At 55.5% G+C, this 24,569-nt stretch carries 22 protein-coding genes; 8 read left to right on the top strand and 14 right to left on the bottom strand.

Annotated features, from left to right (window positions below; all coding sequences use genetic code 11):
• Nucleotides 1-135 precede the first annotated feature (135 nt).
• The 5 genes from glnQ to rhtA all read right to left on the bottom strand — a co-directional run bounded on the left by glnQ (nt 136) and on the right by rhtA (nt 4,455).
• Complete coding sequence (glnQ, locus tag GRPL_RS03905) at nt 136-858, bottom strand: glutamine ABC transporter ATP-binding protein GlnQ (protein ID WP_004859814.1); 723 nt, start codon at nt 856-858, stop codon at nt 136-138.
• Nucleotides 855-1,514, bottom strand: a complete 660-nt coding sequence (glnP, locus tag GRPL_RS03910) for a glutamine ABC transporter permease GlnP (RefSeq protein ID WP_032700530.1) — start codon at nt 1,512-1,514, stop codon at nt 855-857. Before glnP ends, glnQ begins: the two co-directional genes overlap by 4 nt.
• Before the next feature lie 150 nt (nt 1,515-1,664).
• Nucleotides 1,665-2,411: a glutamine ABC transporter substrate-binding protein GlnH gene (glnH, locus tag GRPL_RS03915; RefSeq protein ID WP_032688710.1), complete on the bottom strand. Its 747-nt coding sequence runs from the start codon at nt 2,409-2,411 to the stop codon at nt 1,665-1,667.
• 403 nt (nt 2,412-2,814) lie between these two features.
• The gene (gene dps / locus GRPL_RS03920) at nt 2,815-3,318 is read right to left on the bottom strand and encodes a DNA starvation/stationary phase protection protein Dps (RefSeq protein ID WP_032700529.1); all 504 of its coding nucleotides are present in this window, start codon (nt 3,316-3,318) and stop codon (nt 2,815-2,817) included.
• 249 nt (nt 3,319-3,567) lie between these two features.
• Complete coding sequence (gene rhtA / locus GRPL_RS03925) at nt 3,568-4,455, bottom strand: threonine/homoserine exporter RhtA (RefSeq protein ID WP_032697685.1); 888 nt, start codon at nt 4,453-4,455, stop codon at nt 3,568-3,570.
• A gap of 353 nt (nt 4,456-4,808) precedes the next feature.
• On the opposite strand from rhtA, the gene ompX reads away from it, so the two are divergent.
• On the top strand, nt 4,809-5,318 hold the full coding sequence (ompX, locus tag GRPL_RS03930) for an outer membrane protein OmpX (protein WP_032688706.1): 510 nt from the start codon (nt 4,809-4,811) through the stop codon (nt 5,316-5,318).
• Nucleotides 5,319-5,428: 110 nt separating this feature from the next.
• On the opposite strand, the gene GRPL_RS03935 is transcribed toward ompX, so the two are convergent.
• Both GRPL_RS03935 and mntS read right to left on the bottom strand, forming a co-directional pair.
• Entirely contained in the window at nt 5,429-7,006 is a 1,578-nt protein-coding gene (locus GRPL_RS03935; protein WP_032688705.1) for a phosphoethanolamine transferase, read from the bottom strand.
• A 269-nt stretch (nt 7,007-7,275) separates the two neighbouring features.
• Nucleotides 7,276-7,401, bottom strand: a complete 126-nt coding sequence (gene mntS / locus GRPL_RS03940) for a manganase accumulation protein MntS (RefSeq protein WP_015584839.1) — start codon at nt 7,399-7,401, stop codon at nt 7,276-7,278.
• Nucleotides 7,402-7,582: 181 nt separating this feature from the next.
• Here mntS and mntR point away from each other — a divergent pair, with 181 nt between their 5' ends.
• The 5 genes from mntR to GRPL_RS03965 all read left to right on the top strand — a co-directional run bounded on the left by mntR (nt 7,583) and on the right by GRPL_RS03965 (nt 12,658).
• On the top strand, nt 7,583-8,056 hold the full coding sequence (gene mntR / locus GRPL_RS03945; RefSeq protein ID WP_004859834.1) for a manganese-binding transcriptional regulator MntR: 474 nt from the start codon (nt 7,583-7,585) through the stop codon (nt 8,054-8,056).
• On the top strand, nt 8,053-9,165 hold the full coding sequence (locus GRPL_RS03950) for an anion transporter (protein WP_032700528.1): 1,113 nt from the start codon (nt 8,053-8,055) through the stop codon (nt 9,163-9,165). The genes mntR and GRPL_RS03950 overlap by 4 nt, the downstream gene beginning before the upstream one ends.
• Before the next feature lie 107 nt (nt 9,166-9,272).
• Nucleotides 9,273-10,313: an aldo/keto reductase gene (locus tag GRPL_RS03955; RefSeq protein WP_032688703.1), complete on the top strand. Its 1,041-nt coding sequence runs from the start codon at nt 9,273-9,275 to the stop codon at nt 10,311-10,313.
• Between the two features lie 156 nt (nt 10,314-10,469).
• The gene (locus tag GRPL_RS03960; RefSeq protein WP_032700527.1) at nt 10,470-11,846 is read left to right on the top strand and encodes a glycoside hydrolase family 1 protein; all 1,377 of its coding nucleotides are present in this window, start codon (nt 10,470-10,472) and stop codon (nt 11,844-11,846) included.
• Nucleotides 11,847-11,941: 95 nt separating this feature from the next.
• Nucleotides 11,942-12,658: a GntR family transcriptional regulator gene (locus GRPL_RS03965; protein ID WP_032700526.1), complete on the top strand. Its 717-nt coding sequence runs from the start codon at nt 11,942-11,944 to the stop codon at nt 12,656-12,658.
• Between the two features lie 49 nt (nt 12,659-12,707).
• On the opposite strand, the gene ldtB is transcribed toward GRPL_RS03965, so the two are convergent.
• Nucleotides 12,708-13,631 carry a L,D-transpeptidase gene (gene ldtB, locus GRPL_RS03970; protein WP_160873486.1) on the bottom strand — a complete coding sequence of 308 codons (924 nt, stop codon included), beginning with the start codon at nt 13,629-13,631 and terminating at the stop codon, nt 12,708-12,710.
• A 191-nt stretch (nt 13,632-13,822) separates the two neighbouring features.
• On the bottom strand, nt 13,823-14,605 hold the full coding sequence (locus GRPL_RS03975) for a tyrosine-protein phosphatase (RefSeq protein WP_032688700.1): 783 nt from the start codon (nt 14,603-14,605) through the stop codon (nt 13,823-13,825).
• Nucleotides 14,606-14,783: 178 nt separating this feature from the next.
• Between GRPL_RS03975 and GRPL_RS03980 the strand changes: the two genes are divergently transcribed.
• Nucleotides 14,784-16,379, top strand: coding sequence for an ABC-F family ATPase (locus GRPL_RS03980; RefSeq protein ID WP_004859854.1), 1,596 nt, complete (start codon nt 14,784-14,786; stop codon nt 16,377-16,379).
• 407 nt (nt 16,380-16,786) lie between these two features.
• On the opposite strand, the gene GRPL_RS03985 is transcribed toward GRPL_RS03980, so the two are convergent.
• From GRPL_RS03985 to GRPL_RS03995, 3 genes are all read right to left on the bottom strand, one after another.
• Complete coding sequence (locus GRPL_RS03985) at nt 16,787-17,035, bottom strand: hypothetical protein (protein WP_032697677.1); 249 nt, start codon at nt 17,033-17,035, stop codon at nt 16,787-16,789.
• Nucleotides 17,036-17,179: 144 nt separating this feature from the next.
• Nucleotides 17,180-19,546: a glycoside hydrolase family 31 protein gene (locus GRPL_RS03990; RefSeq protein ID WP_032700525.1), complete on the bottom strand. Its 2,367-nt coding sequence runs from the start codon at nt 19,544-19,546 to the stop codon at nt 17,180-17,182.
• A 14-nt stretch (nt 19,547-19,560) separates the two neighbouring features.
• Nucleotides 19,561-20,862, bottom strand: coding sequence for an MFS transporter (locus GRPL_RS03995; RefSeq protein ID WP_032700524.1), 1,302 nt, complete (start codon nt 20,860-20,862; stop codon nt 19,561-19,563).
• A gap of 300 nt (nt 20,863-21,162) precedes the next feature.
• On the opposite strand from GRPL_RS03995, the gene GRPL_RS04000 reads away from it, so the two are divergent.
• The gene (locus GRPL_RS04000) at nt 21,163-22,236 is read left to right on the top strand and encodes a LacI family DNA-binding transcriptional regulator (RefSeq protein ID WP_032688696.1); all 1,074 of its coding nucleotides are present in this window, start codon (nt 21,163-21,165) and stop codon (nt 22,234-22,236) included.
• On the opposite strand, the gene GRPL_RS04005 is transcribed toward GRPL_RS04000, so the two are convergent.
• Both GRPL_RS04005 and GRPL_RS04010 read right to left on the bottom strand, forming a co-directional pair.
• Nucleotides 22,233-23,498 carry a DUF1479 domain-containing protein gene (locus GRPL_RS04005; protein ID WP_032700523.1) on the bottom strand — a complete coding sequence of 422 codons (1,266 nt, stop codon included), beginning with the start codon at nt 23,496-23,498 and terminating at the stop codon, nt 22,233-22,235. The two genes, GRPL_RS04000 and GRPL_RS04005, sit on opposite strands and share 4 nt — an antisense overlap.
• Nucleotides 23,499-23,644: 146 nt before the next feature.
• Nucleotides 23,645-24,460 carry a Cof-type HAD-IIB family hydrolase gene (locus tag GRPL_RS04010; RefSeq protein ID WP_032688694.1) on the bottom strand — a complete coding sequence of 272 codons (816 nt, stop codon included), beginning with the start codon at nt 24,458-24,460 and terminating at the stop codon, nt 23,645-23,647.
• Nucleotides 24,461-24,569: the final 109 nt, after the last annotated feature.

The following is a 24,569-nucleotide window of genomic DNA, read 5'->3' as shown; positions in this document are numbered from 1 at the left end:
TAACAGGATCCACGGCACGGCGCCTCCATCTCATTCCAAAACCATTAAGTATAGAGGCTGATAGCGAGAGAAGCGGCGTGGGATGTGTCTGGAAAGCGAAAGCGGCTCCCCGTATACGGGGAGCCTGGAGGGATATCAGGCGACGTGCTGCAGGAATTCGCGTAGACGCGGGCTCGGTGGGTTTTTCACCAGTACCTGCGGATCGCCATCTTCGGCGATACGCCCTTTGTCGATAAAGATCAGCCGCGATGCCACTTTCTCAGCAAAGCCGATCTCATGGGTAACGATGACCATCGTCATCCCTTCTTCCGCCAGATCCTGCATCACTTTCAGCACTTCGTGGCGCAGTTCCGGATCCAGCGCTGAAGTCGGTTCGTCAAACAGCATCATTTTGGGTTTTACCGCCAGGGCGCGAGCGATTGCCACGCGCTGCTGCTGGCCGCCGGAGAGCTCGGAAGGGTAGTGGTGCGCGCGTTCGGCGAGCCCCACTTTTTCCAGCAGATCTTTCGCCAGTTTTTCGGCGGCCTCTTTTTTAGCACCGCGCACGCGTAACGGCCCGAACATGACGTTCTCCAGCGCCGTCAGATGCGGGAACAGATAGAACTGTTGGAACACCATCCCGGCTTCCTGACGGATCAGGCGCTCGTCGACTTTCGGGTCATTAACCTTCAGACCATCGACGATAAGCTCGCCGCTGGTTATCTCTTCCAGTTTGTTAATACAGCGCAGCAGCGTCGATTTCCCGGAGCCGGACGGCCCGATAATCACCACAACTTCGCCTTTATTGATCTTCAGATCGATATCGTGCAGCACCTTGGTCGGGCCAAAGTGCTTGGAAACATTTTTAAATTCAATCACAGGATTTTCATCCTTCTTTCAAGACGACGCAGAATAAAGCTCAACACCAGGGTGATGATCAGGTAAATCACGGCCACGGCGCTCCAGATTTCCAGCGCGCGGAAGTTACCGGCAATAATCTCCTGACCCTGACGGGTCAGCTCGGCGACGCCGATGACGATAAAGAGTGAGGTATCTTTGATGCTAATGATCCACTGATTACCCAGCGGCGGCAGCATGCGACGCAGCGCCAGCGGCAGAATCACGTGGCGGATGGTTTCACGACGGGACAGGCCAAGCGCCAGGCCAGCTTCACGGAAGCCCTTGTGAATTGAGAGTACCGCCCCGCGGGTAATTTCTGCGATATAGGCGCCGGAGTTGATCATGATGGTCACGACCGCCGCCGAGAAGGGATCAATGCGAAGATCATTGAACGCCATCGGCAGGGCGAAGTAGATAAACATGACCTGAACCACAATCGGGGTTCCGCGAATGATCTCGATAAAGACTAACGCAATGTGGTTAGCAATCCAGCCGCCAAAGCAGCGGGCGAAACCGGCGACGAGGCCGATTATCAGGCCGCCAGCCAGGCCGAGGACGGAAATCCACAGCGTCATTTTGGCGCCTTCCAGCAAAATTGGAATGGCAGGCCAGATGGCACTCCAGTCAAACTGCATAGTTCGTTCCTGTTACCGTGTCGAAAAACAGAGGCGTGCCTCTGAGAAAAAATGACTCAGGTCTGCGGCAAAGTGATACCCGGATAGTGGTCAGGGGCCCTGTCCGGGCGATCGGCATTCAGCAGACCTGTAAGCGATCAAGGCTGATTATTATTTTGGCTCAGTACCGAACCATTTTTTATAAATTTCGTTGTAGGTGCCGTTTTCACGCAGCGTTTTCAGCGCGCCGTTCACTTTCTCGCGCAGCTCGTCGCTGCCTTTCGGGAAGGCGATACCGTAGTTTTGCGCTTCCAGCGATTCCCCTACCGCCTTGAACTGACCGTGGCCGGCCGTTTTGATGAAGTACAGGATGTTTGGCGTGTCGTGCAGAACGGCATCGGCGCGGCCGGTACCCAGCTCCATATAGGCGTTATCGATATTCGGGAACTGACGCAGGTCTTTGGTTTTGATATTGGCTTTCGCGTAGTCAACGGAGCCGGTACCGCCTTTCACCGCCACGACTTTACCGTTCAGGTCCTTCACATCTTTGATATCGTTGTTATTGGCTTTCACCATCACCAGCAGGCCGCTCTTATAGTAGCCATCGGAGAACTCGATCGCTTTCTTGCGTTCTTCAGTAATGGTAATCCCCGCCAGCGCGAGGTCGATGTTTTTGGTTTGCAGCGCAGGAATGATGCCGCTGAAATCCATCGGCTTCAGGGTATAGTTCAGTTTCAGCTCTTTCGCGATGGCGTCCCACAGGTCGACATCAAAACCGACATACTTATCACCTTGCTTAAATTCAAACGGAACAAACGCCGTATCGGTCGCAACAATCAGTTGTTTTTCAGCGGCCTGAGAAGAAACCGCAAAAGCCAGGGTCAGTGCAGCCAGTGAAACTTTAAATACAGACTTCATAGCATTTCCTTTTTTATCCACGGGACGATCCCCTGCGAGAACGTGTAACCATATGAAAAAATCGTGCCAGTTTTACAACTTGTTGTTTTATAACAAACGAAGTCTATCCTGTTGCACGGTTTCGGTTATAGGTCACGGCAAATGCACCGCAATGGGGCGTCATTTTGGTGCGTCATAAACACGCCGAATAACAAGTGCATTTTTAACGCAAACACTGATGGTAAAACAATCTTGCTGTAACGATTGTGTGAGGTGATTATTACAATTGTTTTACTTTTGTACGTATTTTGCCCATTGTCGCGCACTGAAATGGTGCGGATGAAGATCAGGGAAAAAATCAGGCGGCAGAGGTCAGGATAATCTGAAAAAAACCGCCAGCCAGGCTGACGGTGATTGTGCAGGATTATGCGATGTTGGCTTCGATGAACCACAGGAATTTATCGAGGTCGCGGGAGGCGGCGGTAAAGATATCGGCCGTGTCTTCATCTTTTGCTTCGCCGATCGCTTTACGCACATCGTTGGCCACAATCGCGTAGCGGTCAGCCAGCTCTTTCAGGTGATCCTGAACGCTATGAATATCCAGCGGGTAGCTTTTCAGCGGGGTTTTGCTGTTGATCACCTGAGTGGTGCCCAGCGCGACGCCGCCCAGCTGTACGGCGCGTTCAGCCATCGTGTCGAGATGGTCGGTCAGGGCGGTGCGGAAGCCATCCAGCATTTCATGAACGGCAATAAAATTGGCACCGCGCATATTCCAGTGAGCCTGCTTGGTCATCAGCGACAGGTCAATGAACTGGATCACCTGACGATTCAGCAGCTCGACGGTTTCCTTCTTCTCATTGTCTGCAACATCGTTGCGGGTATAGAGCAGATCGGATGCTTTCGTTTTAACCAGTTTTGCGGTACTCATAGTTTCATATCCTCTTGATATTTATACTCGTCATACATCAAATTTGAATCAAATGGAGCGCTTGTCCCCGGTAACTAATGTGACTAAGTATAGCAACGGATCGCAGTATGGGCAGGGCGGTTGTCCCTATTGGTTCGATAGTGCGGGGGGGTTGGCTATTTTGAAAAGGGCATGAAATTGCGTAAAAAGTCAGCGTGAGAGCGCGGTTCTGCACGATGCGATTGCCTCGTGCAGAACGGGTTACGTTGGCTAGCTGATATCCACTTTTTCGATTTTACTTTCCCGGCGCATTGTCAGCGTAGAGCCCATCGAGGCGAGGATAATCGCCCCGAGCGCCAGGGTTTGCGTAAAGGTCAGCGTCTCGCCCAGAAATATCATGCCCGATAGCGCGGCGAGCGCCGGCTCCATGCTCATCAGCGTGCCGAATGTGCGGGTGGGCATACGGGTGAGGGCAATCATTTCCAGCGAGTAAGGTAGCGCCGTAGAGAGGACGGCGATGGCCAGTCCCAGCGGCAGCAGCGACCACTGGAACAGCGTGTCGGTTGCCTGCAGCATGCCCAGCGGAACAAAGACCACGGCGGCAATAAGCGACCCCATCGCCACCGTTGCCGGACCGTGTTCTTCTCCGGCACGCTGGCCGGTCAGAATATAGACGGCCCAGCAGGCCCCGGCGCCCAGCGCCAGCAGCGCACCGGTCAGATCGACCTGCGCGACGTCTTGCCCCAGCGGCAGCAGGAACCACAGCCCGAGTACGGCGAGGATCACCCAGACGAAATCGAGCGGACGCCGCGAACCAAACAGCGCCACCGCCAGCGGCCCGGTGAACTCCAGCGCCACCGCAATCCCCAGCGGAATGCGCTGAATCGATAAGTAAAAGAGATAGTTCATTGCCCCCAACGCCAGACCATACAAGAGGAGCGGCAGGCGCTGCTCAGCGGTAAAGCGCAGGCGCCAGGGCTTGAAGATGATCACCAGAATCAAGGTGCCTAACGCCAGGCGCAGCGCGGTCACCCCGGGGGCGCCGACCAACGGGAACAGCGATTTCGCCAGCGAAGCGCCGCTCTGGATAGAGACCATGGCGATTAAAATGACCAGTATCGGCAGCCATGCCGGTATTTTGCGGGACGAGCCGGGCATCCTTTCTCCTGTCAGGGTTTGTCAAATGCGGTAAAGGTTCCAGTGTAAATGAATTACCTGGCTACGGTTTATCTATTGTTGAAAAAAACGCGTTCGGGAGGCGTACAATGGGGCGAGACGCGAAGAGAAATTAACCTGTTGATTAGGATTAATCTGGATGCACGTGCGGGGCCTTATCGGCCTTAATAGTAGGGTATTCACCAAAAACGGTTGTTTTCCAGTTTGTTATAGAATTATGGAAACTTTTGGTTACATGAAAAGCTATGTTAGACAGTGTAAAGTCAAAAGAGTTTCCTGAAAGTTTTTGATATATTTAAGACTTAGGACTTATTAGAAACACATTTGAGGTGGTTATGAATAAAATTGCACGTTTTTCAGCACTGGCCGTTGTTCTGGCTGCATCCGTAGGTACCGCTTTCGCTGCAACTTCTACCGTTACCGGTGGTTATGCTCAGAGCGACATGCAGGGTGAAGCTAACAAAGCTGGCGGTTTCAACCTGAAGTACCGTTACGAGCAAGACAATAGCCCGCTGGGTGTTATCGGTTCTTTCACCTACACCGAAAAAGACCGTACTGAATCTGGCGTATACCAGAAAGGCCAGTACTACGGCATCACCGCAGGTCCGGCTTACCGTCTGAACGACTGGGCTAGCATCTACGGCGTAGTGGGTGTCGGTCACGGCAAATTCCAGGACAACAGCTACCCGAACAAGCACGACATGAGCGACTACGGTTTCTCTTACGGTGCAGGTATGCAGTTCAACCCGATCGAAAACGTTGCTCTGGACTTCTCCTACGAGCAGTCTCGTATTCGTAACGTTGACGTTGGCACCTGGATCGCTGGCGTTGGTTACAGCTTCTAATCGCTTCGGTGATATAAAAAATCCGCCTCACTGGGGCGGATTTTTTTTTTGCCTGTAACGCGCGGCGTTCGCTCGGGTTAGCCGCCGCGGTTTCCCGGCGGCGGGCCCTGTTAGTGGGTGGTGAACAGATCGGTACCCAGATGGGTATAGTCCACTTTCTGTAGCTGGAAGTTGGTGATATAGGCCGGCCCGGCGGCTTGTTCAGAGATGAAACGGTAGCGAGGCGTAATCTCGGCGGCGCGGATCCCGGTCCACTGGGAGAAGAACCCGAGGAAATCGTTGGCAGAACGCCGCGCTTTAATCACTTTATGCGCTTTATCATCACTGGACAGCACCATAAACGGCACCTGGAAATTCTGCTGGTACTTATCGTCGTGCGCCAGGTACTGCACCTCTTTACCGCGCTCTTTAAAGGCCAGACCGTGATCGGAAAAATAGGTCATCGAGAAACTTTCGCCGGAATTCTGCAGCTGATGATAGAGCTTGCCGAGCAGCGTATCGGTTTGCGTCATGCTGTAGAGGTAGCAGGACGTCTCTTTCGATTGTACAAAGACAGTATATTTTCCCTTGGTACGATCGCAGGCCTGCGGGTGAGATCCCATCAGATGCAGGACGATCAGCTGCGGCTGGGTCCGCTGCACGGAGAGCACCTGCTCGGTTAGCTTCAACAGCTGCTCATCCTGAGTATTTTTGTTGGCCTCAAAGTCGCCATTTTTGAGAAACTGCACCTCATCCGCACGCTTTGCGATGCTGGCTATCGCCGTATCGTATTCGCCGATTTGCCCTTGATTGGAAAACCACCATGTCTGGAAGCCGGCACGGTTCGCCAGCGTGACGAAGTTATCCTGGTATTGCGGCTTGCCGTCCACCACCCGGTTGAGCGTTAAGCCGAGAGATTTTTGCGTTGAACCGCTGGCGGAAATGTAGTCATTAAACAGATAGCCGTTGACTGAGCTGGCGAACGGCGTGTTGTCCCAGTGGCCGCCAAAAGCTCCAAGCGCATCGCGGCGCGCGCTCTCTCCGATGACCACGACGTAAAGCTGATATTTGGGTTTGACCGCCAGCACATGCCAGCTGTCTTTCATATTGGCCAGCTGAGCCATCCGCGCCTGCTCGTCGAGCACTTCATTATTGTTGACCACCACGTCTTTCACGAAACGGAAGGCGGGATAGCCGGTATCAATCACTTTGAAGACGCCGCCCCAGGCCAGATTCTGCACCGGCTGCAGGAAGAAGATGCCGATGCTGAACAACAGCCCCAGCAGCTCCATTTTGCTCCACGGCTTACGCTCTTCCCTTTTACGACGTACGGCAATCACGCCCAGCGCAAAAATAAAGACCGCCAGCAGGTAGTTGTACCAGGGAAAGATGGTCAGAATTTCCGTGGACTCTTCGACGTTAGTGGCATGCAGCGCCAGCAGAGTGTTGAAGTTGGGGGCGCCATACGCCTGGCCAAACGGGTAATAGAAGGCGGCAAGCAGCGAGTAGCCTCCCGCCACGACTTTTTGCATCCGCGGGGCATGACGCCACAGCAGATGTAACACGCATGTAAATGCGACGGTGTAGAGCAGGCTAAATTCATAGCCGAGTGCGAGGTTAATCAGCAGAGACTGGAGAAAATAAAATCCTGTCCACGGGTTAGGGACTAATCCGCGAGCGACCAGCGTTTCTTTCAGGGTGACATTCATAGTAATTAATCAAAAAGACGCCATGTGCATCCCCTGGCATCAAGGGGTAAAACCTGCTGGACAGTGCCTGAAGAGGGTCTCTGCGAGCCGCAGTAGTGGCAGGGCTGACAAAAGATAGGGCTTGCAAATGATAAGGTCAACCGGACATAACGGATTGTTTTGAGAGAAAGCTTACAAAACTTGAAAAAAGCGGCGAGAACGTGGCGAAACGGGTCAGTTTGACAGGGTATTGTGACGGAAAAATGAAGCGGCGTACCGCGACGCCGCATTTAGTGATGGGGTTTTTCCTGGCGATTCTTGCCGTTCATCATGTCGCACAGCATGTTAATCAGCATTAAGCGGACTTTAAAAGGAGAATGAGTAAACACGCGTAAGCACCTCTTGAATTCGTTCATGGGACCTCCTGTAATTTCGCCCTTCGCTCCTTGAAGGATGTCTGTATTACATACAGATATAGCACAGGCTATATTTTATAGCTATGGCTAAAACGTTAATTTTTTGTGCTACGGGCCCAATCATTTACAATGGGGATCTTTTGAGATGATGCTTGATGCGTCACACGTATGAGGAAGCACAATGAACCGTCGCGCCGGAAGACCTATAACAAAAAAAGTGACGCAGCTTGTTAATGTTGAAGAACACGTTGAGGGGTTTCGCCAGGTACGCGAAGCCCACCGCCGGGAGCTGATTGACGACTACGTCGAATTGATTTCAGATCTGATTCGCGAAGTGGGAGAGGCGCGTCAGGTTGATATGGCCGCGCGTCTGGGGGTCTCCCAGCCAACGGTGGCCAAAATGTTAAAACGCCTGGCCAGCGTCGGACTGATTGAGCAGATCCCATGGCGCGGAGTCTTTTTAACTCCGGAAGGCGAGAAACTGGCGCATGAGAGCCGCGAACGCCACCAGATCGTCGAGAATTTCTTACTGGTTCTGGGCGTGAGTCCGGAGATAGCCCGTCGTGACGCGGAAGGGATGGAACATCACGTCAGTGAAGAGACGCTGGCGGCATTTAATCAGTTCACCCTTAAATACGGGCAGCAAGGAGAATGAATCTTCCCTTTGTTCACTCCCTGGCTCGCGATCGTTTTCTGCATTTACTGTTGATCATCGCCTGCGGTTTAAGTTTCTTTGTCCCGTTTGCGCCAAAAAGCTGGCCCCAGGCTATCGACTGGCACACGATCATCACCCTGAGCGGCTTGATGCTGCTGACGAAAGGGATTGAACTGAGCGGCTACTTTGATGTGCTTGGCCGCAAAATGGTGCGTCGGTTTGCCACCGAGCGTCAGCTGGCCATTTTTATGGTCCTTGCGGCGGCGCTGCTCTCGACGTTTCTGACCAATGATGTGGCGCTGTTTATCGTCGTACCGCTCACGCTGACGTTGAAAAAATGGTGCGCGTTACCGGTTAACCGGCTGATTATTTTCGAGGCGCTGGCGGTCAACGCCGGATCCTTGTTAACACCTATCGGTAATCCTCAAAATATCCTGCTGTGGGGGCGATCCGGCCTCAGCTTCCTTGGGTTTATCGGGCAAATGCTGCCGCTGGCGGCGGCGATGATGTTGACGCTGCTGGTACTGTGCTGGTGCTGTTTCTCCGCCACCCGTCTGCACTTTCAAAGCGCGGACCGGGCGCCATCGTGGCAGCCGAAGCTGGTGTGGGGCTGTCTGGCGTTTTATCTGATCTTCCTGACGGCTTTAGAAATGAAGCTTGAACTGTGGGGGCTGGGGCTGATTATTCTCGGCTTTCTGCTGCTGGCGCGGGCGGTGATTATCCATGTGGACTGGTCGCTGCTGCTGGTCTTTATGGTGATGTTTATTGACGTTCATCTGTTGACGCAACTTCCCGCGCTGCATCAGGTTTTAAGCGGGGTGGGCCAGCTTTCTGCCGGCGGCTTGTGGCTGTCGACGATTGGCCTGTCGCAGTTCATCAGTAACGTACCGGCCACCATTCTACTGCTCAACTATGTTCCTCCTTCGACGCTGCTGGCCTGGGCGGTCAACGTCGGCGGCTTTGGCCTGCTTCCCGGCTCGCTGGCTAATTTAATTGCCCTGCGTATGGCATCAGATCGCCGCATCTGGTGGCGCTTCCATCTTTACTCTCTGCCGCTGCTGCTGTGGGCGGCGCTGGTCGGCTACGCCTTGCTGCTATTCATCGCCTGATTTTCAGAGGATTGGGCAAGAAACAGACAGAATCACCCCATTCGCCGGTTCCGTCGCGGGCGTATAACGTTAACGCTGAGGTTTAATATCCTGATGAGGAGAGTCCAATGCGTTATCAAAAACTCGGAAACACCGGTCTGTTTGTCTCCCGACTGTGCCTGGGCACCATGACCTTTGGCGGCGAAGGCGGCATGTGGGGCAAAATTGGTCAGTTGCGCCAGGCTGAGGCCGAACAGCTGGTGGGCAGTGCGCTGGATGCGGGCATTAACTTTATCGACACCGCAGATGTCTATTCTGAAGGCCGTTCGGAAATGTTAACCGGCCAGGCGCTAAAAAACCTGAAGGTTCCGCGCGAGAACGTGGTGGTGGCTACCAAAGTCTTTGGCGAAACCGGTACGGCCGGCGTCAATTCCCGCGGCAGTTCGCGTTTTCATATCATGGAGAGCGTCAAAGAGAGTCTGCGACGGCTGCAGCTCGATCACATCGATCTTTATCAGCTCCACGGTTTCGATCCGGCGACGCCCATCGAGGAGACGCTCTACGCGCTGGATAATCTGGTGCAGCAGGGACATGTTCGCTACATCGGTGTGTCAAACTGGGCGGCCTGGCAAATCGTGAAAGCGCTGGGGATTTCCGCGCGTCTGGGGCTGTCGCGCTTCGCTTCCCTACAGGCTTACTACACGATCGCCGGGCGCGATCTGGAGCGTGAGCTGATTCCGATGATGCAGAGTGAAGGGGTCGGTTTGATGGTCTGGAGTCCGCTGGCCGGCGGTCTGCTGAGCGGGAAATACGATCGTGAGGGTCAGACTGCCGAGGGCGGACGCCGGCAGGCGTTTGATTTCCCGCCGGTAAATAAAGATCGCGCTTTCGACTGCATCGATGTCATGCGCGTCATTGCGGAGGCCAAAGGTGTTTCGGTCGCGCAGATTGCTCTTGCCTGGCTGCTGCATCAGTCTGCGGTCAGCAGCGTGATTATCGGCGCCAAACGTCCCGAGCAGCTGGCGGACAACCTCGCCGCCGTCGATATTCAACTGAGCGAGGTGGAGCTGGCCCAGCTGGATGCCGTCAGCGCACTGCCGCGCGAATACCCCGGCTGGATGCTGGAGCGTCAGGGTGAATATCGCCGCGATCAGCTCGCACAGCAATAACTACAGGTCGCTCTCTCTGGCCGGATCTGTGCCCCCGATCCGGATTTTTTTATTTGCTGCGCTCACAAAAAACGATCCTTTGTTTTGCCTGGGCGATGAATATCGTTTATATGACTAGTCATGAAATTTAAATGACTAGTCATATAGGGGCGTGAGATGAACAATAGACTACCGGCGGACTTTTTGTGGGGTAATTCGGTCTCCAGCATGCAAACGGAAGGGGCCTGGAATGAAGGGGGAAAGGGGATGTCGGTGTACGACATTCGCGAGCCTGCGGAATTCGCCTCCGACTGGAAAGTTGCCACGGACTCTTACCATCGTTACCGGGAGGATTTCGATCTGATGCAGGATCTGGGGATGAACTGCTATCGCTTCCAGATTGCCTGGAGTCGGGTGTGTCCGCTGGGCGACGGCGAATTTAATGAAGAGGGGATCGCCTTCTACCACCAGTTTATTGATGAACTGATCGCCCGCGGTATTGAGCCGATGATCTGCCTGTATCATTTCGATATGCCGCTTTCACTGGCGGAACGCTATAACGGTTTCACCGACCGTCGCGTGATGGAGGCCTTTATTCGTTACGGCCAGAAGATGATCGCCTGCTACGGTGATAAGGTGAAGTACTGGCTGACCTTCAACGAGCAGAATCTCTACCATATGCCGGAGGCGTTCCTCATTACGGGCTATCTGCGCGGTGAGAAAACCCTGCGCGAGCTGTACCAGATCCAGCACCACGTGATGATGGCCCATGTTCACCTGACCGACTATCTGCATCGGGAGAAACCGCACTGCCTGATGGGCGGCATGCTGGCGCACGCGCTGGTCTATCCGGCGACCTGTAAGCCGCGCGATATTCTCTGCGCCCAGCAGCTTGATGAGTTCTTTAACCAGAATCTGCTCCGCGCCTTTGCCGGTGAAGGCTACAGCCCGGAAGTCATGCACTTCGTGGCGCGGGAAGGTTTTAGCGAGATCTATCGGCAAGAGGATCTGGCGATGATGGCGACGGTAAAAGTCGACTATCTGGCCTTCAGCTACTATGCCAGCCGGACTCTGGACAGCGATCCCGTTCCTCCCGGTACGCCGGTGAACAACTATATGCTGTTCGGTGATAAACCGAATAGCTGGCTGAAAGCGACGGAATGGAACTGGCAGATTGACCCGCTCGGTTTCCGCATGATCATCACGCGCTACTACAACGACTGGCGTTTGCCGGTATTCCCGATTGAAAACGGCATTGGCGTCATTGAGTCATGGGATGGTGAGACGCCAGTGGCCGATGATTACCGTATTGCCTATCATCGCGATCATATCAATGCCATGAAAGAGGCGATATTTGAAGATGGTGCGCAGGTGATGGGCTACCTCGGCTGGGGACTGATTGATATCCTCAGTTCTCAGGGCGATATGCGTAAGCGCTACGGCGTGGTGTATGTGAATCGCGAAAACCACGATCTGAAAGACCTTAAGCGCGTGCCGAAGAAAAGCTACGCCTGGTTAAAGCAGGCTATTCGCAGCAATGGTGCACAGATGTAGCGGTGCGAGCGGCGGGCGTTTGGTGTATTCTTAGGCCCGCCAGCACTGGTGCAACAGAGTACATCCAGAGACAACCATCATAAAAAGGACGGGGAATGACGGCGAAGTATCTTTCGATCGCGCGGGAAATAAAAAAACGCATTATCAGCCAGCAGTACCCCGCCAGCGCCCCGTTACCCGACCAGTTTGCGCTGGCGGCGGAATTTAACACCAGCAGGATGACCATCCAGCAGGCGATGCGCCAGCTTATTGTCGAGGGGCTTATCTATACCCGCAAAGGGCAGGGTACCTTCGTGCGTAAGAACTTTCTGCAGCTCTCGCAGTGGGAACTGCCGGGTAGCGATTACTTCGGCGCCACCAAAACCTGGGAGCATCTGGGGGAAGTGACCAGTCAGGTTATCCGCTTTGAACTGCGCTTTGCCACGGAAAAAGAGCAAACCTCGCTGCTTATCGACGCCGATGCCCCAGTCTATGATTTTGTCCGCCTGCGGGTGCTCAATGGCGAACCGGTCTCGCTGGATATGACGGTGATGCCCGTGGCGCTGGTGCCGGGGCTGAATAAAACGCATCTGGAAAGTTCGGTGTTTCGCTACGTGCAGGAGACGCTGGGGCTGAAGCTGATGGGCTCGTATCGCGTGGTGCGGGCGATGAAGCCGGATGCGCTGGACCAGCTGCACCTCAACTGCGGCGAGAGTGACCCGGTGCTGGAAGTCGAGCAGGTTATCTATCTGGAAGACGGGACGCCGCTGGAGTATGCCCGCTGCCACTATCGCTACGATCATGGCGGCATTATCCTGGTCAATAACGGATAAAAAAAGGCGGGCACCGGGCCCGCCTTTTTCATACTGTTACGTCAGAAGATTAGTTCAGACGAACCGGCATACCGGAACGGTTCTGGACAGCCTGCTCGACCACGGTCTGATCGACGTCGGACTGGCTGGTGACCGCCTGGACTTCTTTGGTCAGCGTAATCGGCACGATTTCACCGCCCTGGAACTGGGCTTCGGTGGTGGACAGCGGGTTATGTACTTCGACATAACGGCTACCGTCCGGCTCGGTGGTGGCTTTCACCGGCTCATCGATAAACTCGACGCGGGTGCCGACCGGCACATTCTCAAACAGGAATTTGATGTCTTCGTTACGCAGACGGACGCAGCCGTGGCTGACGCGCAGTCCGATACCGAAGTTAGCGTTGGTGCCGTGGATCGCGTACAGACGACCAATATACAGCGCATACAGACCCATCGGGTTGTCAGGACCCGCCGGTACGACGGCCGGCAGCGGGTTACCCGCTGCGATATATTCCGCGTGCATTTTCGCCGTCGGCGTCCAGGTCGGACCCGCTTTCTTACGTTCTACCTTAGTGACCCATTTGATCGGCGTATCTTTGCCCAGCTGGCCGATACCAATTGGCAGCACGATAACGGTGTTGGTGCCTTTCGGGTAGTAGTAAAGACGCATTTCCGCGCTATTGATAACGATACCTTCATGCACGGTGTCCGGCAGAATCAGCTGCTGCGGGATATTCAGCACGGTGCCGCTCTTCGGCAGATAGGTATCCACGCCCGGGTTGGCTTCCAGCATGTTGGACAACCCCATCTGGTATTTAGCTGCGAAATATTCCAGCGGTTGCTTGTTGTTATCAGGAACCGTAATCACCTGGTTCTGACCAATCAGTCGGCTACCGTCGGTCGGCAGCGGATAAGTGACAGCGGATGCAGTGTTGCAAAAGCCGACGAGGGCGAAGGCTGCCGCTAAGAGTGTCGATATTTTCATATTCTTCATGTCGTGTGCAGTGGCAAAGCCACAAAGGCCTTTGTCAGATGATTCAGCTAATAGATGGGAGCGCATTATATGTGCATTCCATCCAACAGGGAAATCAGATGTGTACGAAATCACACTTTTTTGCCAGTTGTTTCAAGTGTAGTTCGCCGTTTTTCATTTCTGCGGTAAATCGTGGCAGGAAAAAACGGCATTTACCCCTCGAGAAAGCGTGAGCGCAGCGCTTCACGCGCGTCGGGCGTCAGCTGATATTCCTGTTCCAGCCATCCATCCACGCTGGTATAGCGCTCGTGAATTGCCGATAGCGCCGCCGCGAGGTACGACTCATGTACCGTCAGGATTTCTGCCAGATTCTGCCGTCCGCGGGGGGTCAGTTGATCGCCGAGCAGGCCAAGGAGCCCGCTTTCGACCTGGTTCAGCGTACCGTGGGTGAGGAGATACTCCTCCATCACCGTCGGCGTGTCGCAGCCAAGGGCGAACAGCGTCAGCGCGCAGCCCACGCCGGTACGATCTTTACCCACCGCACAGTGCTGCAACAGCGCACCGTCAGCAGGCTGCATCAACCAGCCGGCAAGCTGGCGATAGGCGGCGTTGTTAAAGGGTAACTGACGATAAAGCTGCAGCATAAATTTCTCGCCGCTCATGGCATTGAGCGTCGCGGCGTTAAGTTCCGTGACTTTGGCATCGACCTCTGGCGTCAGAGGATTGGCGGGCGCATTGAGATAACGCATCCGTCCATTCAACCTGTCGGGGCTGCGCTGGACCTCATGCGGATCGCGGTAATCAATGACCCGGGTCACCGGCAGATTATCCAGGCGGCTCAGATCCTCGTCGGTCATCTGGTGTAACGAGCCGGAGCGCAGGAGTTTCCCCTGGCGCACGCGGCGGCCGTCGGCGGTGTGCAGGCCGCCGAGGTCACGAAAGTTGATGCCGCCCTGAAGCGATAAGAATGCCGGATGGCGGGAGTAGGTGGTCATAGGTTCCTTCCAGATTAAGGGAAAAAATCATGTATCGGTTAAATGAATCGCGCAATATGAGAGAGACCGTACCACAGGCGCTGCCTGCGATTTTATTGCAAACCGTGAAAAGTGATGGCTTTGCTGGCATAATGCCCGATGTATCACACTTCTCATTCTCTTTTTTCAGGATAACCCCGTGCTAGTATCCAGCAACGTCACCATGCAGTTTGGCAGTAAGCCGCTGTTCGAAAACATCTCCGTCAAATTTGGCGGCGGCAACCGTTACGGCCTGATTGGCGCCAACGGTAGCGGTAAATCCACCTTTATGAAGATCCTCGGCGGCGATCTTGAGCCGACGTTGGGTAACGTCTCTCTCGATCCGAACGAACGTATCGGTAAACTGCGTCAGGATCAGTTCGCCTTTGAAGAATTCACCGTGCTGGATACGGTCATTATGGGCCACGGCGAGCTGTGGGAAGTAAAACAGGAGCGCGATCGCATCTATTCCCTGGCGGAAATGAGCGAAGAAGACGGCTACAAAGTGGCCGACCTGGAAGTCACTTACGGTGAAATGGACGGCTATTCTGCCGAAGCGCGCGCCGGTGAACTGCTGCTCGGCGTCGGGATCCCGGTTGAACAGCATTACGGCCCGATGAGCGAAGTGGCGCCAGGCTGGAAGCTGCGTGTACTGCTGGCGCAGGCGCTGTTTTCGAACCCGGATATCCTGCTGCTCGATGAACCGACGAACAACCTGGACATCGACACCATTCGCTGGCTGGAGCAGGTGCTGAACGAACGTGACAGCACCATGATTATCATTTCGCACGACCGTCACTTCCTGAACATGGTCTGCACCCATATGGCCGATCTCGACTACGGCGAACTGCGCGTTTATGCCGGCAACTACGACGAGTATATGACCGCCGCGACCCAGGCTCGCGAACGCCTGCTGGCCGACAACGCCAAGAAAAAGGCGCAAATTGCCGACCTGCAATCCTTCGTCAGCCGCTTTAGCGCCAACGCCTCAAAATCTCGCCAGGCGACCTCCCGCGCCCGCCAGATTGACAAAATTAAGCTGGATGAAGTGAAAGCGTCCAGCCGTCAGAACCCGTTCATCCGTTTTGAACAGGATAAGAAGCTGTTCCGAAATGCGCTGGAAGTGGAAGCGCTGGCGAAAGGTTTTGACAATGGTCCGCTGTTCAAAGGGGTCAATCTTCTGCTGGAAGTCGGTGAGAAGCTCGCCGTGCTCGGGACCAACGGCGTGGGTAAATCCACGTTGCTGAAAACCCTGGTTGGTGAACTGGAACCGACCAGCGGCAGCGTGAAATGGTCTGAAAACGCGCAGATTGGCTACTACGCGCAGGATCATGAATACGAGTTTGAAAACGATCTGACCGTCTTCGACTGGATGAGCCAGTGGAAGCAGGACGGTGATGACGAGCAGGCGGTGCGCAGCATCCTCGGTCGTCTGCTGTTCAGCCAGGACGATATCAAAAAGCCGGCTAAAGTGCTGTCCGGTGGTGAAAAAGGTCGCATGCTGTTCGGTAAGCTGATGATGCAAAAGCCGAACATCCTGGTCATGGACGAACCGACTAACCACCTGGATATGGAATCGATCGAATCGCTGAACATGGCGCTGGAGATGTATCAGGGGACCCTGATCTTCGTTTCTCACGACCGCGAGTTCGTCAGCTCGCTGGCAACCCGCGTGATCGAAATTACGCCGGAGCGCGTGATCGACTTCAGCGGTAACTACGAAGATTACCTGCGTAGCAAAGGTATCGATAACTAAGTGCCTGCGATCCCGGTGCGCCTGCGTGCCGGGATAACCTTGTTCAGAGCAGCCCTGCTCTGAAGCTCTCTGCTACCATCCGCCATGCATTCAGACCCCTTAATTTACTCATCTTTCCTGCACAATACTGTGAATAAATAGCCGCTGAATTATCTGTTGCAGGAGGGGGCCATGAGCGCGTTTTCGCTGAGTGATTGCGTGGCTGAACCCCGTCTTCTCTGAATCTGAACGGGGTAGCGTGCAATGATTATTGTTCTGACTTTACTGAGCCTGGTACTGTACTGCGTGCTGATTGGTTTTCTGATCGCTGCGGTTTGAGGGAGCGCGGCCGCCCGACGGCACGGCCTGATGAGCCGGGCAGCTATGCGACAGCTGCCGCCCGGCACGAACCGAAGAGGCAGGGCAGCTTAGTGGTGATGTGCGGCGGCGGCAGGAGCCGGGAAACCGCGGTAGGTTGGCGCGGCGCTGGTAAATGTCCCTGGGCTATAGGCCTGGGCGATCGCCGCATCGTTTTCATCAGCGGCAAAGCGGCTAATGGCCGTGGTTTTGGCCGCGGCGGAGGGCAGCGGCATTTCAGGAGAGGGTTTTTCCTGAAATGCCAGGGCGCTGGTGGAACATAACGTCAGCCAAACAATAAGAGCGCTCAGTACTTTCATCGTCAGAGGTCCGGATCCGGGGAAGGGGCACTCTTACGGTATAACCGGCGCATCGAAAACGCCACGCGTTCTTACCGTTGTAGCGTAGTTAGTTACAGCTGGACATCAATTCGCTGCCCCTCCCGCCAGGGAAGGGCGCCGGGACTACCTCAGACGCCATTCACCGGCTTCTTTACCATTGATCAGCAGCTTGCGCTTTTCACCGGCGGGTAAAGTCACTTTCAGCGTATCCCAGGCCGGGCAATAACGGCCGCGAGGGGTCAGTTGCAGGCTGATGGTGCTGGCGTCGCAGACCATCTCCCACGTCAGCCACAGCGCATCATCCTCTTTATAGCCCCAGCTTTCGCCATCGTCCTCAAACAGCAGACCCTGCGACGACCCCACGCCTTTCAGCGGGAACAGCTTCAGCTCGCGCCGATCGTCTTTTGTCGCGCTGACGTGGGTGATGCGTTCGCTGAGCGGCAGGCCGGCTCCGGCGCGGACCAGCAGCGGCAGATGTTCCAGCGGCGCATCTCGCGTTACCCACTGGCCAGCGGAGAACCACTCCCCGCTATAAAAATCGTACCAGCCGGAGCCGTTTTCCGGCAACCACACCCGGCGCTGACGCTTGTCCGGTTCGACGACGCTGGCGACCAGCAGATCGCGCCCCAGCAGGAAATCATCGCACTCTTCAAAGGTTTGCGGATCGTGTTCATGATCGAGGAACGTTGGTCGCAGCATCGGCTCATCGTCGGCGTGGGCCTGCCACAGGAGCGTATACAGATAGGGCAGCAGGCGATAGCGCAGTTCAATCGCGCTGCGAATCGCCGGAGTCACGCCCGGATACATCCACGCCTCGTTGACCGTCTGGTCATCGTTCCATGAATGGATGGTAAAGCGCGGGTGCATCACGCCATTCTGTACCCAACGTACGAACAGCTCGGCATCCGGTTTATCACCGGAAAAACCGCCGACGTCGTGGCCCACGTTATATAAGCCGGATAAACTCATCCCCAGCCCCATGCGGGTGTTATAGCGCAGGGTCTCCCAGCTGGTGCGGTTGTCGCCGCTCCAGGTCTGGACATAGCGCTGCATTCCGGCACAGCCGGAACGGGAGATCAGATACGGTCGCTTTTGTGGCGCGAAACGTTGCTGGGCTTCCATTGAGGCGCGCATCATCAGCAGCGGCATCACCGGGCGAATATGCTTGATGGCGATGCTCTGGCCAAAGCCGTGACAGCGGGCTTCGCCATCCCAGACTTCAAATTCGTTATTATCATTCCAGGTGGAATCGATGCCCATCTCCAGCAGCTGGTGGGTAACGCCGTCCTGCCACCAGGCGACGGTGTGGGGATTTGTGAAGTCAAGGTGCGATCCTTCGTCATCCCAGAAGCTGGAGCGTTCCGGCGCGTCGGTCTCCGAGTCGCGAATGAATAACCCTTTTTCCGCCACTTCGCTATAGCGCGGATGGTCCTGCAACAGACAGGGTTTAATATTGGCCGCCAGCTTAATGCCGGCGTCATGGAAGCGCTGAGTCATCACTTTTGGCTGCGGCACCTTGTCGTAGTTCCAGTTAAACACGTAGCGCTTACCGTTGATCGAGGTATAGCCGGAAGAGAGCTGGAAAGAGTCGCAGGGAATCGCATGCGCTTCACACAGACGGATAAAGTTCATTAGCTGATTTTGCGCATCCGGCGCGTCGGTGTAATGCATGGTGGAGCCGCTGTAGCCGAGACTCCATTTTGGCCCGAACAGCGTTTTGCCGGTCAGGCGAACAAATGCTTTGGTGACATCCAGCGCCCGTCGGCCGGTGAACAGGTAGTAATCGATATCGCCCGCTTCCGCCTGCCAGCGGCGATAGGCGGTGTGGTAGTTATCAATTTCATTGCCCAGATCCAGCCAGCAGCTGCTCAGATTATCGTAGAACAGGCCATAGCTGATGTCGCTACGCTGGGTAAGGGTAAAGGGGATATGCTTGTACAGCGGGTCGGTACTGACGGCGTTATAGCCCATCGCGTCGAGATTACGCATTTCATAGCGTTTACCGTTGCGCTGAAGATCGCCGGCCTTCTCGCCAAGGCCATAAAATCGTTCGTCCTTGCGGCGGCTCAGATAGTGCGCCGCGCCGTCGCCGTGGGCGTTGAGCAGATAGGCGCTGGTGGGGCGGTCATTGACCAGCGGGAGCCATTCGCCGTCGTCATGACGATAGCTCCACTCCAGCCACAGCGGCTGGTGGACGGTGACACGCAGCTGCCCGGTGGCGACCGTCAGGCTCTCAGCATGTTGTTCAAGCGTCCACGCGGGCAGGCTAAAGCCGCTCAGATCCTCACGAGGGCGGCCTTCCCACGGCACGTCCTGCTGCGGTGCAATGCTCCAGGTACGGTCCAGCGCCAGCTGACCTTTGCGCTTAAGCAGGACGCGGAACAGGTTCTCTTCCAGTACATACAGGCACAGCGTGTGCTGCCCGTCGATAGTTAACTCAACGTGATGAGCCAAGCGTTGGTGCAATGTCCAGTGTTTCAGCGTTTTCATCTTTGTATCCACTCTCAGGCGCGTTTGGCGCGACGTTCAGCAATAAATGCCACCAGGAAGATGGCGCCAATCAGGTCAAAGAACCCCATGGCGATAAACAGCGGGTTGAAGCCAATTTTGTCGGCGGTCACCCCGATTAATAGCGAGAACAGGAAGCTGGCAATCCAGGCTGCGGAACCGCGCATCCCGTTGACCGTTGCCATCTGGCCTTTATCAAACGACTCCACCACCAGCGCGCTCAGCATGCAGGAGATGATCTGGTGGCCGAAGCCGCCGATGGAGATCAGCACGATGGTGATATAGGGGTCGCGGGTGATGGCAATGAGGGCCAGCGAAATCATCAAAAAGGCGCCGGTCACCGAACTGGCGACGACGGCGTTAACCCGGGTATAGCCGAACCAGCGGGTATACAGCCTGGTCAGATAGCCGCTGACGACGCTGCCGAGGTCGGCGGCAAGAAACGGCAGCCAGGCGAACATGGCAATTTGTTTCAGATCCATGCCGTGCTCTTTAGCGAGGTACAGCGGGACCCAAAAGCTCAGCACCGCCCAGGCCGGTTCAGCCATGAACGCCGGAATCGCGATACCGTAAAAGCGCTTGTTTTTCGAGACGGTTTTTAAGGCGGTGAAGAACGGCAGCTTAACGGCCGGCGGCTCGTTGTCCTGGCGAATGAACGCCAGCTCGCTTTTGTCGAGGTTCGGGTGTTTTTCAGGGTTGTGATAAAGCGCCCACCACAGCACGACCCACAGCAACGCCAGCACGCCGGTGAACATAAACGCGCCCTGCCAGCCGAAAGAGGCGTGGGCGAAGTAGATAATCGGCGGCGCCAGCATCGCGCCAATCGAGAAGCCGACGCCGGCCCAACCGGCGGCGATTGGACGTTCCGATTTCGGGAACCATTCACCGATGGTTTTGGCGTTTGCCGGCGTGGCGGCGGCTTCCGCACCGCCCATGAAGAAGCGCAGGATGGCCAGGTGCAGCCAGCTACCGGCACCGGCGTGAGCGATACAGGCAATGGCCCACAGCGTGGCGCAAATCATAAAGCCGAGCTTCAGGCCGATGACGTCGATAAGCCAGCCGCACAGCGGCTGGAAAAGGGTGTAGGCCAACTGAAAAGCGCCGACAATCCACGAATACTGTTCGGTGGTAATGCCGAGCGAGACCTTCAGCTCCGGGGCGATAATCCCCAGAGAGTTACGTGTGATGTAGTTGACGGTGACGCCGAGTAAAAAAAGGACCAGCATCCACCAGCGTAAATTCTTTATCACCCGCCGGGATTTGCTGGCGGCGATATCGTTGTTGAGGCCTTGACTCATAGAACTCTCCACAAGATTTTTAATGTAGGGTAATGACCGGCTCGCACCACGAGTTGTCATACCGGTTCCTGTAATGGTTTGAATAATATTGTTTTATTTGTTCTTATATCCGGGTAACTAGTATGGAAGTTATCGGACCAATTCAGGTTAGGCGAGAAAAAAGGCGGGCAGTAGCGTTATTTATGAAAGTTTTTTCATAAGATGACGAAATGCTCACTGAAGAGGCAAACATTTACTTGATAATCTGGCTTTGTTGGTGATGAAAATTCTTTCATTTTGAAGGTGGAGCTGGATCACAAAATGGACAAAAAGCTCAAAATAGCCGAGATCGCCAGCCGGACGGGGATGTCGGCGAGCACGGTTTCCAGAGTGCTGGCAGGAAAAGCGAACACCAGTGAGAAGGCCCGGCGGGCCGTGCTGACGTGTGCGCGCGACATGGGGGTGCTGGAGGGCATCGCCGCCGGGCGTATGCTGCTCAACAGCCTGGTCGTCTTTGCGCCGCAGCGGGCGTTTGATGAGCGTTCTGATATCTATTACTACCGGGTTATTCAAAGTATCCACCATGCGCTGGCCGCTCATGAGGTGCGCCTGCGAACCTGCGCGCTGGAAGAGAATGACAGCGATGCCAATCAGTTCCTGGCCCGCATGAACGAACCGGAAACCGAAGCGGCGATCCTGTTGGGAATTGACGATCCGCATATTCACGATCTGGCGGTAGATCTGGCGAAACCCTGCGTGCTGATCAACTGCCGCGACGAAGCGATGCGCCTCTCCTCCATTGCGCCGGATCACCGGCTGATTGGCCAGTTTGCCGCGCAGTATCTGTTTGATATGGGGCATCGGGCGGTGTTGAATGTGATGTGCCTGCGGCGTTACACGATGGACCTGCGGCTGGCCGGTATCAAAGAGGCCTGGCGGATGCGCAACCTGCATTTTACCGATGGGCGTGATCTGCTTACGGTCGCCAGCTTTAGCGCCAGGGACAGCGAAGAGCGGGTGGGCGAATGGCTTGACGCGCGGGCGGGTAAATCGCTGCCAACGGCATTTTTGGTCGGCGGAGATTTTATGGTCGCCGGGACGGTGAGCGCGCTGCAAAAGCGCGGGCTGCGGGTGCCGCAGGATATTTCGGTGATGAGTATCGACGGTTTCAACCTCGCCGCCATTCAGGATGTGCCGCTGACCGCTGTCCACGTCCCGCGCGACGAGCTGGGCACGGAAGCGGTACATCTGCTTCAGCAGCGGTTGATTCGCCCGGATGCGCCGCGCGGCTCGCTGCTGCTGCACGGTACGCTGGTGGTACGGGATTCGGTAAGGCGGATCCGTTCCGGTAACCGCCTTACCACGGTTGTGCAGGCAGGGCTCTACGACGACTAGACGGCGATACCCAGCGCCCGTTTACCATGAATATTGAGATCGTCCAGGGTAAAGCGCTCCTGCCAGTCGGCCTCATAGTCTTCACGGGGGAAGTCCCCCGGCGAAGCGCCGTTTTCCAACGCCAGCTTGACCTTCTGCGCGTAGGCGAGGTTTTTCTCGCACATTGGCGCTGCGGGAATGTACATCACATTGCCCCAGCCCTGCTGGTTTTCCACCGGCGCCACCGAATGAATCACATCGCAGTGCCACCACACCGAATCGCCGGCATTGAGCGCCGGGATTGAACTGAGCGCTTTGATCAGCAGCGGATGCCATTTCTCGGAAACCGGCAGCACTTTCCCCGGCGCCACGCCGCACAGCTCATCGTCCGGCACATCGTCCAGCAGCGGGCGCAGCAGGATATACGCCATCGCCTCCGGAATCGGCACCACGTGCAGCAGCCCCTGATCGGGAATCATATCCGAGAGTGCGGTCCAGCCCTGGAAAGTACGGAAGACCGAGCACTTGGTCGTGTTGTCGACGGTGTACTCTTCGACTTCGGTACGGTGCGCCGCATTCCACGGGTCATAGGCATCAATATTGCCGTTGAAGACGTTGGCGAAGACGCGCTGATAGGCCGGCAGCAGCCAGCGCTCCAGCGCGCCGGAATCGGTGTGCGCTCCCAACCCTTTCGAGGTGGTTCCCGGCGGGCGACGGCGGATGCGATCCGGATAGATAACGCTCACGTCCGGGTCGAACCACTGCTTGCCGTCATGGTTAAAGGTCCACAGGCGGTTGAGGAAGGACTGCACGGCCGCCATCTCATCGCTCTGACGCGCCTGCATCTGCGCCTGTGACCAGTAAATCGGGTAAATCTCCGGGCGCGAAGCGTCAAGTGAGCCGAAGAAGGTGTCGCCAGGGCCTTTGTAGACATCGTCGAAATGGTTACGGTCGAGATATTCAAGCATCGCGTTATCCCAGGCCAGCGCCCGTTCGCGCGAGAAGTGACCTTTGATTACCGCGCAGCCGCGGCGCTTAATGGCCTCGCGCTGGGCCTCGCTGACTTTCCCTTGCGCGATATCGTTGAACGGGATCACCGGCCAGACATCCTCGCCGCGGGCTTTCAGCGCCTCAATCTCTTCCAGGCGAGCGGTAATCTTTGCGGTGAGGCGATCGAATACCGCCTGTACATCGCCGATTTGTGCACGCAGATGCTGTTTCATTTGGCGGATCGCCGCTTTGTGGTCGGCGGGTAATGTTTCGTGGGTGTAGATAGCAGCCATGGTGACCTCACTCAGCTTTTAGCTTTCATTCGAAAGTATTAAATCTTACAAACGTTAATTTAAGTTAAATTTAAGTTAATGCAAGTTTAAAACTTAGAGGAGGCGCACAAAATGGAAAAACCGGGGCAGGGCGCCCCGGTCAGCGGTCAGCAGGAGAAGGGCGGCGTCTTATCGAGAACAGCCTGAATGACCTTCAGCGCGCCGTGATGGTTGTTGTCGTCAGTCGTGTAATCGGCGATAGCTTTGATGCTTTCGGCGGCGTTACCCATGGCGAAGGCGTATTTCACCAGCTTCAGCATTTCCGCATCGTTGCCGCTGTCGCCGATGGCGACGCACTCCTGCGGCGAGAGCTGCCAGCGTTTGAGCAGGCGGCTGATGCCGTTCGCTTTATGCAGGCCGGGAATGATTAAATCAACGAAGCCGAAACCGCTGGTCACCGGCTTCATGATGCCATCGAGTGAAACGTGCAGTTTATCGATAAGCTGCGGGATATCGCTATCCGGCAGATTTAGCGAGAATTTGAACAGGGTGTCGTTAATGTTCTGATAATCGCTGATTCGCTGCAGGCGATGATAGTGTTTTGCCATCAGGGCGACGAAAGCGTCGGGCGCATTGTCGCTGACGTAGGCGCTCTCCAGGCCACAGGCGACGAAGTTCAGCTGGCTGTCTTTCAGCAGCTCGCCAATCACCACCTGGGATTCATGACGGGTCAGCTCGCCGTGGAACAGCTGTTGGCCGTGTTCGTACACCAGCGCACCGTTCTCGGCGACAAAAGAGATCTGCTCGCGAATTTCCGGGAAAAAAGAGATCAGCTGATAGTACTGGTTGCCGCTGGCGACAACAAATTCAATACCCTGCTGCTGAAGTTGCGCGAACTGCGCGAGAAAACGCGGGCGATCGTACTGCTTGGCGTCATTGAGAAAAGTTCCGTCCATATCGGTGACGATAACTTTAACGGTCATAACAAATGCTCCTGGCTAACTTCGACCAGTAACATTCTAATTACAATGTGACCTGAAGCACAAATTTATTTCGAATGAAAGTTTGCGTTCTCTTATGTGCAGGAGAAAA

Origin of the sequence: Klebsiella planticola ATCC 33531, assembly GCF_000735435.1 — a bacterium.
GTDB classification, from domain to species: Bacteria; Pseudomonadota; Gammaproteobacteria; order Enterobacterales; family Enterobacteriaceae; genus Klebsiella; species Klebsiella planticola.
Note: the sequence above shows the minus strand (reverse complement) of the source record. Positions and strands in the feature narration are given on the sequence as shown.

What these genes read in the sequence shown, in the direction of transcription:
- glnP (WP_032700530.1), bottom strand. Translation starts at nt 1,514, where the DNA reads ATGCAGTTTGACTGGAGTGCCATCTGGCCTGCCATTCCAATTTTGCTG.
- glnH (WP_032688710.1), bottom strand. Translation starts at nt 2,411, where the DNA reads ATGAAGTCTGTATTTAAAGTTTCACTGGCTGCACTGACCCTGGCTTTT.
- dps (WP_032700529.1), bottom strand. Translation starts at nt 3,318, where the DNA reads ATGAGTACCGCAAAACTGGTTAAAACGAAAGCATCCGATCTGCTCTAT.
- rhtA (WP_032697685.1), bottom strand. Translation starts at nt 4,455, where the DNA reads ATGCCCGGCTCGTCCCGCAAAATACCGGCATGGCTGCCGATACTGGTC.
- ompX (WP_032688706.1), top strand. Translation starts at nt 4,809, where the DNA reads ATGAATAAAATTGCACGTTTTTCAGCACTGGCCGTTGTTCTGGCTGCA.
- GRPL_RS03935 (WP_032688705.1), bottom strand. Translation starts at nt 7,006, where the DNA reads ATGAATGTCACCCTGAAAGAAACGCTGGTCGCTCGCGGATTAGTCCCT.
- mntS (WP_015584839.1), bottom strand. Translation starts at nt 7,401, where the DNA reads ATGAACGAATTCAAGAGGTGCTTACGCGTGTTTACTCATTCTCCTTTT.
- mntR (WP_004859834.1), top strand. Translation starts at nt 7,583, where the DNA reads ATGAACCGTCGCGCCGGAAGACCTATAACAAAAAAAGTGACGCAGCTT.
- GRPL_RS03950 (WP_032700528.1), top strand. Translation starts at nt 8,053, where the DNA reads ATGAATCTTCCCTTTGTTCACTCCCTGGCTCGCGATCGTTTTCTGCAT.
- GRPL_RS03955 (WP_032688703.1), top strand. Translation starts at nt 9,273, where the DNA reads ATGCGTTATCAAAAACTCGGAAACACCGGTCTGTTTGTCTCCCGACTG.
- GRPL_RS03960 (WP_032700527.1), top strand. Translation starts at nt 10,470, where the DNA reads ATGAACAATAGACTACCGGCGGACTTTTTGTGGGGTAATTCGGTCTCC.
- GRPL_RS03965 (WP_032700526.1), top strand. Translation starts at nt 11,942, where the DNA reads ATGACGGCGAAGTATCTTTCGATCGCGCGGGAAATAAAAAAACGCATT.
- ldtB (WP_160873486.1), bottom strand. Translation starts at nt 13,631, where the DNA reads ATGAAGAATATGAAAATATCGACACTCTTAGCGGCAGCCTTCGCCCTC.
- GRPL_RS03975 (WP_032688700.1), bottom strand. Translation starts at nt 14,605, where the DNA reads ATGACCACCTACTCCCGCCATCCGGCATTCTTATCGCTTCAGGGCGGC.
- GRPL_RS03985 (WP_032697677.1), bottom strand. Translation starts at nt 17,035, where the DNA reads ATGAAAGTACTGAGCGCTCTTATTGTTTGGCTGACGTTATGTTCCACC.
- GRPL_RS03990 (WP_032700525.1), bottom strand. Translation starts at nt 19,546, where the DNA reads ATGAAAACGCTGAAACACTGGACATTGCACCAACGCTTGGCTCATCAC.
- GRPL_RS03995 (WP_032700524.1), bottom strand. Translation starts at nt 20,862, where the DNA reads ATGAGTCAAGGCCTCAACAACGATATCGCCGCCAGCAAATCCCGGCGG.
- GRPL_RS04000 (WP_032688696.1), top strand. Translation starts at nt 21,163, where the DNA reads ATGGACAAAAAGCTCAAAATAGCCGAGATCGCCAGCCGGACGGGGATG.
- GRPL_RS04005 (WP_032700523.1), bottom strand. Translation starts at nt 23,498, where the DNA reads ATGGCTGCTATCTACACCCACGAAACATTACCCGCCGACCACAAAGCG.
- GRPL_RS04010 (WP_032688694.1), bottom strand. Translation starts at nt 24,460, where the DNA reads ATGACCGTTAAAGTTATCGTCACCGATATGGACGGAACTTTTCTCAAT.